Source organism: Chryseobacterium sp. R2ACT005 (assembly GCF_049949215.1).
GTDB lineage: Bacteria > Bacteroidota > Bacteroidia > Flavobacteriales > Weeksellaceae > Chryseobacterium.
Genome location: NZ_CP188192.1, coordinates 4,460,195 through 4,471,601, shown reverse-complemented (window position 1 = coordinate 4,471,601; position 11,407 = coordinate 4,460,195). Strand labels below are relative to the sequence as shown.

The following is an 11,407-nucleotide window of genomic DNA, read 5'->3' as shown; positions in this document are numbered from 1 at the left end:
GTTTATTTTAGATACTACAGCTTTAGGATTGCAAAAAGGAAATATCGTTATCTATATTTCAACATATCACTATTCTAAAAGCAATCATTATGACATCATTATTGAAGAACTCGGGACAGGTAAAATATTGAAATCCGGAGAAAAAATATCCTATAACGAACTTATTCATGACCTTCAGTCTTTTTTCTAATGACGCCTCACAATAATATTTTTCTTTAAAAAGTAGAAATTATTTAAAAATTTCTCATAAAACAGAGTGATGGTTTTATTTTAAATAGTAAAATTCCGTATTTTGATAATGTGAAATAAACGTTTACTTGTCTTGTTTTCAGTGTTTTATGTGTTTGTGGTTTAAAAGCGGCTATTGTAGGTGATGTGCTTTTACATTTATCTTTGACCGAGAATTGTACACGTTTTAAAACCACAAATTAAATGAAGAATCTAAGTATTTGGATGAAGGGAATACTGATTTCCTTGTGCTTTACCATAAGTCATTCAAAAGCACAAGTTGGTATTAATACCTCAAACCCTCAAACCGCTTTTCATGTGGATGGGGCAAAAGATAATCCCCTATCCGGAGTTCCTTCCAACACACAGGCAGCTAATGATGTTGTCATAACTTCTACAGGAGAAATAGGAATTGGAACATTATCTCCTGCTGTTAAGATAGATACACGGTCTGCAGCTAACACAGATAATTCAATCGGAATAGGAGAGACCAGTCAGCCAGCTTCATCAGCAGGTGGAGGCGCTGTAAGATATAATCCGCTGAATGGCGGAAAAATGCAGTACTCAGATGGCATTGTATGGCAGGATCTTATTTCTTCTCCCACCAAAGCTTTCGTGGTAGCCAATCTTCAGGCAGCGAATTTTGCCGTTAAAATTCCTTATCAGGTTTCTACAGGCATTGCCGGATGGACAGAAATTTCTGATCCTACAGCAAACTTTACTCCCGGAACAGGTGTTTTTACAGCGCCAAGAACCGGAGTATATCTTGTTTCTTTTACCTATGATTTTGTGAGAATCCCTATAGTCTCAGGCTATTTTTCGGAAGCGAGATATGTAGTGAACGGAAACAGTACTGTTAAAAAATGCGTGAAATCTTTCTCCAATATTTCAAAACAGGCACAGGTTGCAGGTTCTTGTGTGGCCGGAGTTCAACTGAATAAAGGCGATACACTTCAGCCCTATATCTACCAGTCTGTTTATAATGGTAATCTAAGCCTTAGAACAGATCTAACTTCTGCAAGCAATGATTATGGCTTTGTAAATCTTTCTATTTTAGAACAATAACACACTTGATATGAGAAAAAAATTAATACTGGCTTTATTTATTGGTTACGGCATGTGGATGCAGGCTCAGGTAGGAATCAATATGTCTGCCCCGGAAGGAGCGGTACACATAGATGGACAGAAAAACACAAACGCTTCAATACCTTCCAGTTATTATGATGATGTAGTTATTACTCCCGCCGGAAATGTAGGAGCAGGAACAAAATCCCCAAAAACAAGACTGGACCTTAGATCAAATGAACGTTTAAATGCAATAGGAATTGGAGGAACTTCACAGTCTGCTTCTGCCGCTAAGGCCGGAGCGCTGAGGTATAACTCAGGAACACAGGATCTGAGCTATTCTAACGGAACCTCATGGATCACACTGGCCCATAAAACGTCCAATGATTTTGTAGATGCAGAAAACCCTTCGGTACAAAGCTTTGCTGACGGAATACAGGCTCCTGTTACCAACTGGACTAAAAAGACGGATGTGAATAGCAGCTTTAATGCTGGGACAGGAACCTTTATAGCCTCAAAAACAGGAGTGTACATTGTATCCTTTACCTTTTCGCTGGCCTCCGGAAGTATTGCAAATGATTCAAGGTATGAGACTTTGATTCAGACCAATTCAACATCTTCCACCACCAATAAAGTGTTCAAATGTGTAGGAAGTTACCCCGGAACCAATAGCATTGGAAACCGTGTTGCGGGAAACTGTTCAGGAATTTTTAACCTGAACCAGGGGGACAATATTACGGTAAGCCTGAATCAGAAACTGGGAAGTTCAAAAACTTTGGATACTGATGCTACACTTACTTCTTTAAGTATTTTCGGATTATAAAAAGACAGATGATGAAAAAAAATTGTTTACTGATTGTAATGACTTTAAGCTTCCACTGTGTATTTTCACAGGTTGGAATCAATACTACAAATCCACAGGGTATTCTGCATATTGACGGACAAAAAGATAATCCTGTTTCAGGATCGACATTTACTCCGGCTCAGCAGAGTAATGATATTCTTGTGAGCAGCGCCGGAAAAATAGGAGCGGGAACGCTCATCCCGGTCGCGAAAGTTGACGCCAGGAATTCCGGAAATGGAGCCATTGGCTTTGGAACTTCTTCACTCACTGCACTTGCAGCCGATGAAGGAGCCGTACGTTATAACAGCGGAGTGGAATATTCTAATGGAAATGAATGGCTTCCTTTGCTCACAGCACAGCCCACAAATAATAAAGTAATCGTTATTGCAGCCAAAACCAACAATAATGTAAAGCTGGCAACTCCGTCTATTCCAACAATAACTGCAGGTTTACAAAACAGGGCAAGTAATTATCTTGTAGACTGGAGTAAAACTTTTGAAAGTAATTCCGGTACCAATTTCAATGCTGCTACTGGTATCTTTACCGCACCCCGCAACGGAATTTATGTAGCTTCTTTCACAACAGATCTTGCCCCATTAGCAATTAATTATACTACGGATCCTTTAAATCCTATTCAGATAGAAGCGATCTGGCAGCTTTATGATAATACAACGGGATTAGCCGTCACCAATATTGTAAATACGGTAAAATGTGTCAATACCATGTCCTCAAACAGTGTAGGAAATATTGATGCAGGAAGTAACTGTACCGCCTCATTTTACATGACAGCAGGGCAGAGACTGATGCCTTACATCTGGTTTAATTTAAATAACTCAATCGTTGCCAATTTTTCATTAAATAATACCGGCGGCTATAATAATCTTACAATAGCGGAACAGTAATCAGGAGATTTCATCCAGTGTTTTGATAAACGCAGACGGATGCAGCCCTGTGATCTTCTTAAATTCAAGAGAAAAAGCGCTGTGAGAAGAATAACCCGTGATTTCAGAAAGGTGATTAATCTTGTACTTTCTGTACTGCGGTTCGTTTTTTAGTTGGTTGACAATGTAATTGATTCTCAGGTGATTAATGTATTGGTTGAAATTAAATTTCTTATGTTTTTTAATAACTGCAGAAAGATATTTTGTATTGATATTCAGTGTGTTTGCAAGATTATAACGAGAAATGTTCTTGTTGTTAAACTCAAGACTTTCCTCAAATATTTTTAGTCCGTGTAATATGTTTTCCTCTACTTCAGGCGAAATTTTTATTTCTGTCGGAGTAGGGGAGTTTTTTGTCTGAATATCCTCAGATACTTCCTGGGGATCTTCTTCATAAACAACTGGAGAAATACCTTCTTTGTAAATTTTGGCAACAGCTTCTTTATGCTTTTTACGAAGACGGATAGTATTGAAAATAACAGCTCCTAAAATAATTATTAAAGCAAGGCAGGCTATGATAAGCCCTTTTGAAGTAGAGTGACTTTCATTGAGCTGCTGATGAAAATTTTCTTCTTTTTTGGATAATGTGTTATTGACGGCCATTGCTTTGTTGTAAGCAATGCTGTCTTTTAATTTAAGATTTTCAATTTTATATTTCTCCGTGTTGGAATCGTCGTGAAGCAAAGCATAAGCTTCTTCAAGATTTTTAGTAATCTCAATCTTTTTTTCATTGAAACCATACTGATCTGCAATTGCCAGAGATTTCTTATAATAAAGCACCGCACTGTCCGGCTTATTTTGTCCTGAAAACAAAAATCCGATATCATTAAGGATGTTTGCCCGGAGATAATAATTGTTTTCTCCCACCAAAGAAAGCGCCTGTCTGAAATAATATTTTGCGTCCTTAAATTTCTTTACTTCAGATAAATTATACCCCATATTGGTATAAGCGGAGATCAAAAGTTCATTTCGCCTGGTTACATTTTTAAGCTTCTGAAATTCCTGAATGGCACTTTTAGAGTAATACTCTTTCTCTTTATACTGATTCCTATTAAGAAGGATCAAAAAAGAATTAAAGATCATCCCTTTCATCTCATGTCCTTCTTCCGTATTATTGTGTTTTACTTCAGAGAGGGCATTTCGAAGACTTGTGGAAGACTCTTTGAGTAGCCCAAGCTTTGCATATTGAGTTCCCTGCATTCTGTATGCAAGTGCTTTCCCAATATTATAATTGCTTTTGGTAGATATTTTAAGGGCCTTATCTGCAAAATCAAGACTTTTCTCAGCATCAGATTGTAAATAGCTGTTGAAGGATTTCAAATAATAGGCTTTTGCAAGAAATTCAGGGAGATTTTTTTTCTGTGCTGAATCTATAATCCTATTCAAAACGATTTCCGAACTGTCCGGATTCTTGGATGACAGAGTACGGGCATATTTGTACTGTCCCTCAAAATCAAATGCCTGAGGGAATGCAGAAATCGAAATAATAAGGAAGAAAAAGAAAATAATTTTTTTCTTCATTGTGTTTTATTTTTTTTGGTATTTCCAGTTACGGCTTTTACCCTCCGCTATCCACTCCAAAGACTGTTCCAATCTTTTATTCCGGGTTGCTTCGGTTTTTGCTTCTGTTACCCACGCAATATATTCTTTTCTGAAGGATGGTGAAGCCTTTTCAAAAATATAAGAGGCTTTTGAATGAGCATGTAATGCGGACTGAAAATAATCAGGAACTTCCATTTCTGTTTTGGAGGGCGGGGCTTTCTTCATAGTAACACCCATATCCGTAAGTTCCATGGCTTCTTTAATTGCTTTTTTCAGCTGAGGTTTGGAAGGAAGATCTTCAATTCCTGTTACTTTTCCTAAGCTGAACATTGAGCTTCTTTCAGCTGTTGTTTCTATCTCCTTTAATGTTTTCATCTCCTGATGCAGCCAGAATCCGAGACTGCAGTATTGCTTGAAAGCGGTAATGGAACAAAGAATTTTACCTTTATACATGAACGTAGGAAACTTCCATTTGATTGCTTCTTCTGCATCGGGGCAGACTTCGTGAATCGTTTCACGGAGATAACGTAAGATAGGTTTTGCAAAATCCGGAGATTTTTCAATGTATTCATCAACTTTTACGCTGTGTTTATCCATAGTGTTTATTGGAATAATTGTACAATTTCGTTCACAAAGAATTTTACCTGATCGGGTCTTCCTCTGTCATTTTTAGGGTTGTTGGAGTAGCTCCCTGTTTTTACAATAACGATATTGTGCTCTGGAACCATAATAATATACTGTCCCTGTAATCCCAGGAAATAATAATGTTTGATGGGGCTGTCATGATTGATCCACAGTCCCATTCCATAAATGCCTTCAGACTTTTCAGTCGGAGTTCTCATCTGTTCAATGAAGTCAGCGTTAAGAATCTGCTGATCCCCGGCTTTTCCATCATTCAGAAACAGCTGTCCCAGCTTAGCAAAATCTCTTGCATTGGAGTGAATGCAGCAATACGTTTTTTCCATACCATAATCGTCTGTACTCCATTTCGCATTCTGTTCCATTCCCAAAGGAATCCAGAATTTTTCTGATAAATAGCTCGCTAATGGTTGGGTCAGAGCTTTCCGGAGGGCAAAACCAAGAAGTTGGGTAGAACCGCTTTGATATTCGAATCTTGTTCCCGGTTCTTCTTTAAATTTTCTTGAGAATACAGCTTTTACAAGGCTTTTTCCATAATAAGCTTTGGCATTGGGAAGAAACGGATTATTGTAATTTTCATCCCAGTCCAGCCCGGATTCCATTTGAGCGAGGTTTTTAAGGGTAACCTCATTTCCGAATGGTTTATTTTTAAATTCCGGATAGAAATCAGAGAACTTTTCATCAATAGTATGAATAATACCTTCTTCCAACGCTTTTCCCAACAACATGACAGTCACTGCTTTTGCCATCGAAAAAGAATTGGTTTGTGAAAGCTGGTTATAACCATCCCAATATTGCTCATGAAGAATTTTTCCATTTCGTATCACAACAAAAGCTGCTGTTCTGGAGCGTTTTAAATTTTCAACTAAATATTTAGGTAAATCTTTTTTGTTGTAATCCGGATCTTCTTCCCATAGCTCAGGTTCCTCTGTGGCAATAGGGTTGCTCGGGAAAAGATTTCCGTCATCAATATATGCACTTGATTTTCCTTTAAGATAAGTTTTTGAAATACCACTAAATAAATAATCATATCCCAGAAAATAAGCCGCTGCAGCACCAGCTACCGCTCCACCTATCATATACTTTAGTATTCTCATTTTTTCATGAATGGGTCTCTAACAAATTTAGAATAATTTGGCTATAAAAATTAAAATGAATCATCAAATAAGTTATTTTTGTTCTTATTGATGAAAACTATGACCAGAAAACTTATTGTATTGGGGTACTTCCTATTTTCAATCATGGGAATGGCCCAGATGTATAAACCGATAGATACCGCAGATTATGTACAGAGGAAAGCATTTTTAATGAGTTTTGAAGGAAATAATGAAGCGACTGTGAAGAAATTAAAATCTCAGTATTCTGGGAAAACAGGCTCTGAATTATCCAAAATCTATAAAGAATTCGGAACAGACTTTCAAAAGCAGGTGAAGAATAAGAATTTTATCTTTAAATCGGAATTTGAAACCAGCATACAGTCTATGATTCAACGTTTTAAAAAGAATAATCCTAAAATTCCTCAGGACCTGAAAATTCTAATCGCAAAAGATAATACTCCCAATGCTTACTGTCTTGCTGACGGAACTTTTGTTATCAATATGGGGCTTTACAGCTGGCTTAATAATGAAGAGCAAATTGCAGCTGTGATCTCCCATGAACTGGGTCATAAAATAGAAGAACATTCCCTGAAAACCTTTTTAAAAATTATCGAACAGGATAAATTGGATAAAGTATTGGTTGAGAATATAAAATCAACTACCACCAGCCGAACTCAGAGCCAGAATCAGAAAGCTTTCGATATCTTTAAAAATACAGTGTATAAAAAAGGGGTGGAAAAAAGACAAAGCGAAATGCAGGCGGATTCTTTGGGTTATGTTATTTTTAAAAACAGTGATTTTAAGAAGTCTGAATTTGTAAATGCACTTCAAAGACTGCAGGATTTTGATACTATTTCGCCAAGAGAGCTGAAAATGGAAACGTATAAAAAGCTTTTTAATCTTCCAAAGCAGGCCTTTAATGAAAAGTGGATGAAGAAGGAAGATTTTTCCCTGTACAATTATAATTTCTACAAAGAAAAGCTGAACAAGGATTCCCTCGCATCGCACCCTGAAGTGTCCAGAAGAATTGAGATGCTTAAAAAAACATTTGCTGAACTTAAAAGTTCAATTGCTCCGGAAAAACCTTCAGATCTGTTTGTAACATTAAAGAAAACAGCAAGAATGGAAATTTTGCCCAACTATTTCCACTCAGAAGATTATGGGCAGGGAATTTATGCTGCCATGCAGTTTCTGCAGGATGAAGAGGAAGAAAAATATTATAAAAGCTGGCTGGGAAGATGTTTTTCCAAGATATATGAAGCGAGAAAAAGCTATAATCTGAACCGGTATCTGGATAGGATAGAACCTAAAAATCAAAGTGAAAGCTATCAGCAGTTCCTGAACTTTATGTGGAACTTAAGTTTGGAGGAAATTAAAAATATTGCAGACTTTTACCAGACCAATGAAAAGATAGTGAAAGCAAACTGATCTTGATATAAGTATTGGAGATATCAATAGGAATGAACTTTAGCCTGTTTTTAAAATAATAGAAAATTTCACTGGCTTTAGCCAAAACTTAAAAATAAGAACCCTGATGACTCATAAGGGTTCTTATTTTATACTAGTAATTTAATTTCTCCAAACGGATCTTATTGAATTTTTCTTTTTCGTTATACTCCCGAAGAAGGATATACCCCTCTTTTCCTACATAGGGTGTTACTGCATAATTGTCTTTTTCGGAAATAGGAATGATCTCCTGTTTGAATTTTCCGTCAATAATGGTATTGATGAATAAATTCCATCTTTTCTGCTTTGTTACTTCATCTTTCTGATAGTCGCGGTAGAAAAATACCACGTCTTTTCCACCGTTGAGGTATTGTGAAAAGAGATAATCACTGTTTACCCATTTAGATTTTTCTTTTTCAAAGACCTGTACATTTTTTACTTTGAAATCTTTATCTGTGTATATGTAAACAAGGTCTGTTGTTTTGGGAGCATTATATTGTCCGGCAGGTTTATATTTTTCGGATAAAATACCTACACTTCCATCGTTCATGAAGTACATGTCTTTGGTCTGAAGCATGTAACCACTTTCTACCATACCATTTCTATTGAGTTTTGGAAGGAAAGCTGAGATATTCGGCTCATAATTGATTGTTTTGGTATCTGCAGTAAAGTTTTTTTTGTCTACCAGCATTCTTGCAAATCCTACTGACTCAGAATCATCATAGTTTCTTCCCAGCAGAACTACTTTATCATCGAAATTTTTATCATTATCAATCTTTCTGTAATTGGAGTAGAAGGATTCAATATTGTCTATAGTATCATCAGACAATCCGGTTACCGGCTTGTTGGATGTTTCTTTTCCGGTTTTCATATCAAGAACCAGGAGACTGAATGATTTTTGCTTTTCATTCACTTTCTTCATGATGCAGTACATATAATTTTCATCTCTTTCCAGAACAGATAAAGTAGAATAAATTTTCTTGCTTCCGTCAGTATTGTATTTATATCTCCAAACCTCCTTTTTGTTTTCATCAAATCTCATGAGGCTGTTGTTATTTTCATACTTTCCGTAATCTTTATACTCCACGGCAAAGTAACCGCCTTCTTTCAGCTCACCTACGGCAGAAACGTAATTGTATCCTTTATCTTTTTTCTCATCACGATTTTCCTTACGCTGTTCTTTCCAGCTCTTCGGTTCGTTGATTTCTTTGAAAGTACCGTTTTCCAGATAGTCATAATAGATTTTTCTGGTAATAGAATTTGTTTTAGGGTCAATCACCATAGAAACCGGAGTAAATACTTCTCGGCTTTTTACCAGAGAATAATCCATCATTGAGGGCTTTAAGATAATCTGCCCTTTAAAATCAACATATCCTAAATAAGAGGCAGCAGTGATATCACCTTCAAACTCTTTATTGGCAACAGGGTTGAGGTTTTTGTCCAGAATTACATATTCAAATTTTTTGGTCTTATCACCGGATTTTCCGTAAGAATATAGAGAAACATAACCGTAAAGATTGTCTTTATCATCGAATAAAGCATTCATTCCCACGTGATCCCCAGCGGCAAGTGTTGTCAGATCCTGGGTTTGGGAAAATGCAAATGTCTGGATCAGTCCAAACACTATGAGTGTTATTTTTTTCATGGTTAAAATTTGAGGGATAAAAATAATAAATTAACCCATATGTTGATAAAAATAAAAAAGCCCTGAGAACAGGGCTTTTTTTATTATAATTGAGAAAGTAAATTTCTGAAGTTCGTTTTTTCATCAATGATTCGTCTCAAATCTGAAACAGGAACTCTTTCCTGCTGCATCGTATCTCTGTCTCTTATGGTTACTGTATGATCAGTAAGAGAGTCGTGGTCAATAGTGATACAGTATGGAGTACCGATAGCATCCTGTCTTCTGTAACGCTTTCCGATGGCATCTTTTTCTTCGTAGAACAGATTGAAATCATATTTCAGATCGTTGAAGATATTTTCTGCATACTCTGCTAAACCGTCTTTCTTCATCAAAGGAAGGATGGCTGCTTTAATTGGTGCCAATGCCGGAGGTAAAGATAAAACTGTTCTTTCTGAACCATCTTCCAATACTTCATCTTTTAAGCAGTGAGAGAATATAGAAAGGAATAATCTGTCTAAACCTACTGAAGTTTCCACTACATAAGGAACATAGTTTTCGTTTCTTTCAGGATCAAAGAACTGAAGCTTTCTTCCTGAGAATGTTTCATGTGCCTTTAAGTCGAAATCTGTTCTTGAGTGAATCCCTTCCAGTTCTTTAAACCCGAATGGGAAGTTAAATTCAATATCAGCAGCAGCATTTGCATAGTGAGCCAATTTCTCATGATCATGGAATCTGTAATTATCATTTCCTAGACCTAGAGCCAAGTGCCAGTTCAGACGTTTCTGCTTCCACTTCTCATAGAACTCAAGTTCTGTTCCCGGAGCAACGAAGAACTGCATTTCCATCTGTTCGAATTCACGCATTCTGAAGATAAACTGTCTTGCAACAATCTCGTTTCTGAATGCCTTACCAATCTGCGCAATACCGAAAGGAAGTTTATGACGTGACGTTTTTTGTACGTTTAAGAAGTTAACGAAAATACCCTGAGCCGTTTCCGGTCTAAGGTAAAGATCCATTGCACTGTCTGCAGAAGCTCCCAGCTTTGTTCCGAACATCAGGTTGAACTGTCTTACTTCTGTCCAGTTTTTAGAACCGGTATCAGGATCTGCAATTTCAAGCTCTTCAATTAAAGATTTTACATCAGCAAGATCTTCATTTTCCAGAGATTTCGCCAGTCTTGAAAGAATAGCTTCTCTCTTTGCTCTGTATTCCAGAATTTTTGGATTCGTGGCAACAAACTGATCTTTATCAAAAGCATCCCCGAATCTTTTCGCCGCTTTTTCAATTTCTTTGTTCTCTTTGTCTTCAATTTTAGCGCAGTAGTCTTCCACCAAAACGTCTGCTCTGAAACGTTTCTTAGAATCTTTATTATCAATCAATGGATCGTTGAAAGCGTCTACGTGGCCTGATGCTTTCCATGTGGTTGGGTGCATCAAAATCGCCGAGTCAATACCCACAATATTCTCGTTAAGCTGTACCATAGCTTTCCACCAGTATTGTTTGATATTATTTTTTAGTTCGGCCCCGTTCTGTCCATAATCATACACAGCGGATAAACCATCATAGATCTCACTCGATGGGAAAATAAAACCATATTCTTTAGCGTGAGAAATCACTTTCTTGAAAACATCTTCTTGCTTTGCCATAATTTTTACATCTGATGTGCAAAAATAATGTTTTTTATTGGGAAAATATTAATACCTGTAAGATCCTACATTAGAGATTGTCATTAAGAAGCATCCTCCCACGCCAATGATAAATAAAACACCAGCCAAAATAAACAGTAATATCTTTGCTATTCTGTATTTTTTTAAGGGCACGAAAAGAATTGTAGCAATCGTTATTATAACAGCGATCACGATCAATTTTACAAAAAAACCAAAATAATCTGTCATTTTTTTAAATTAAGGTAAAACCTTTTACTAATATAAGCCTTTTATTTGAAGTTTGATAAAGGAGCCGGGCACCTGCTTTTGCTACT

Annotated in this window: 10 protein-coding genes; 5 read left to right on the top strand and 5 right to left on the bottom strand. The window is 36.7% G+C overall.

Features of this window, described 5'->3' with window-relative positions; all coding sequences use genetic code 11:
- The first annotated feature begins 28 nt into the window (after positions 1–28).
- From ACPF63_RS20505 to ACPF63_RS20490, 4 genes are all read left to right on the top strand, one after another.
- Positions 29–190: a hypothetical protein gene (locus ACPF63_RS20505; RefSeq protein ID WP_426481119.1), complete on the top strand. Its 162-nt coding sequence runs from the start codon at positions 29–31 to the stop codon at positions 188–190.
- A gap of 242 nt (positions 191–432) precedes the next feature.
- A complete protein-coding gene (locus ACPF63_RS20500; protein ID WP_426481118.1) occupies positions 433–1,293 on the top strand; it encodes a hypothetical protein in 861 nt (286 codons plus the stop codon).
- 10 nt (positions 1,294–1,303) lie between these two features.
- On the top strand, positions 1,304–2,116 hold the full coding sequence (locus ACPF63_RS20495) for a hypothetical protein (RefSeq protein ID WP_426481117.1): 813 nt from the start codon (positions 1,304–1,306) through the stop codon (positions 2,114–2,116).
- 11 nt (positions 2,117–2,127) lie between these two features.
- Positions 2,128–3,039, top strand: a complete 912-nt coding sequence (locus ACPF63_RS20490) for a hypothetical protein (RefSeq protein ID WP_426481116.1) — start codon at positions 2,128–2,130, stop codon at positions 3,037–3,039.
- Here ACPF63_RS20490 and ACPF63_RS20485 read toward each other — a convergent pair whose 3' ends face one another.
- From ACPF63_RS20485 to ACPF63_RS20475, 3 genes are read right to left on the bottom strand one after another with little or no spacing between them, the layout of a single operon-like run.
- Positions 3,040–4,599 carry a tetratricopeptide repeat protein gene (locus ACPF63_RS20485; RefSeq protein ID WP_426481115.1) on the bottom strand — a complete coding sequence of 520 codons (1,560 nt, stop codon included), beginning with the start codon at positions 4,597–4,599 and terminating at the stop codon, positions 3,040–3,042.
- Positions 4,600–4,605: 6 nt separating this feature from the next.
- The gene (locus ACPF63_RS20480; RefSeq protein ID WP_426481114.1) at positions 4,606–5,217 is read right to left on the bottom strand and encodes a YdeI/OmpD-associated family protein; all 612 of its coding nucleotides are present in this window, start codon (positions 5,215–5,217) and stop codon (positions 4,606–4,608) included.
- A 5-nt stretch (positions 5,218–5,222) separates the two neighbouring features.
- Complete coding sequence (locus ACPF63_RS20475; RefSeq protein ID WP_426481113.1) at positions 5,223–6,356, bottom strand: serine hydrolase domain-containing protein; 1,134 nt, start codon at positions 6,354–6,356, stop codon at positions 5,223–5,225.
- Between the two features lie 99 nt (positions 6,357–6,455).
- On the opposite strand from ACPF63_RS20475, the gene ACPF63_RS20470 reads away from it, so the two are divergent.
- Complete coding sequence (locus ACPF63_RS20470) at positions 6,456–7,784, top strand: M48 family metalloprotease (protein WP_426481112.1); 1,329 nt, start codon at positions 6,456–6,458, stop codon at positions 7,782–7,784.
- Positions 7,785–7,917: 133 nt separating this feature from the next.
- On the opposite strand, the gene ACPF63_RS20465 is transcribed toward ACPF63_RS20470, so the two are convergent.
- Positions 7,918–9,447 (bottom strand): hypothetical protein, encoded by a 1,530-nt coding sequence (locus ACPF63_RS20465; protein ID WP_077413417.1) that lies wholly within the window; start codon positions 9,445–9,447, stop codon positions 7,918–7,920.
- An 83-nt stretch (positions 9,448–9,530) separates the two neighbouring features.
- On the bottom strand, positions 9,531–11,072 hold the full coding sequence (locus tag ACPF63_RS20460; protein WP_077413418.1) for a glycine--tRNA ligase: 1,542 nt from the start codon (positions 11,070–11,072) through the stop codon (positions 9,531–9,533).
- Between the last annotated feature and the right edge of the window lie 335 nt (positions 11,073–11,407).

Bases quoted from the DNA above. Each gene is read 5' to 3' on its own strand.
- ACPF63_RS20480 (WP_426481114.1), bottom strand. From the start codon at position 5,217: ATGGATAAACACAGCGTAAAAGTTGATGAATACATTGAAAAATCTCCG.
- ACPF63_RS20470 (WP_426481112.1), top strand. From the start codon at position 6,456: ATGACCAGAAAACTTATTGTATTGGGGTACTTCCTATTTTCAATCATG.
- ACPF63_RS20490 (WP_426481116.1), top strand. From the start codon at position 2,128: ATGAAAAAAAATTGTTTACTGATTGTAATGACTTTAAGCTTCCACTGT.
- ACPF63_RS20500 (WP_426481118.1), top strand. From the start codon at position 433: ATGAAGAATCTAAGTATTTGGATGAAGGGAATACTGATTTCCTTGTGC.
- ACPF63_RS20495 (WP_426481117.1), top strand. From the start codon at position 1,304: ATGAGAAAAAAATTAATACTGGCTTTATTTATTGGTTACGGCATGTGG.
- ACPF63_RS20485 (WP_426481115.1), bottom strand. From the start codon at position 4,599: ATGAAGAAAAAAATTATTTTCTTTTTCTTCCTTATTATTTCGATTTCT.
- ACPF63_RS20460 (WP_077413418.1), bottom strand. From the start codon at position 11,072: ATGGCAAAGCAAGAAGATGTTTTCAAGAAAGTGATTTCTCACGCTAAA.
- ACPF63_RS20465 (WP_077413417.1), bottom strand. From the start codon at position 9,447: ATGAAAAAAATAACACTCATAGTGTTTGGACTGATCCAGACATTTGCA.
- ACPF63_RS20475 (WP_426481113.1), bottom strand. From the start codon at position 6,356: ATGAGAATACTAAAGTATATGATAGGTGGAGCGGTAGCTGGTGCTGCA.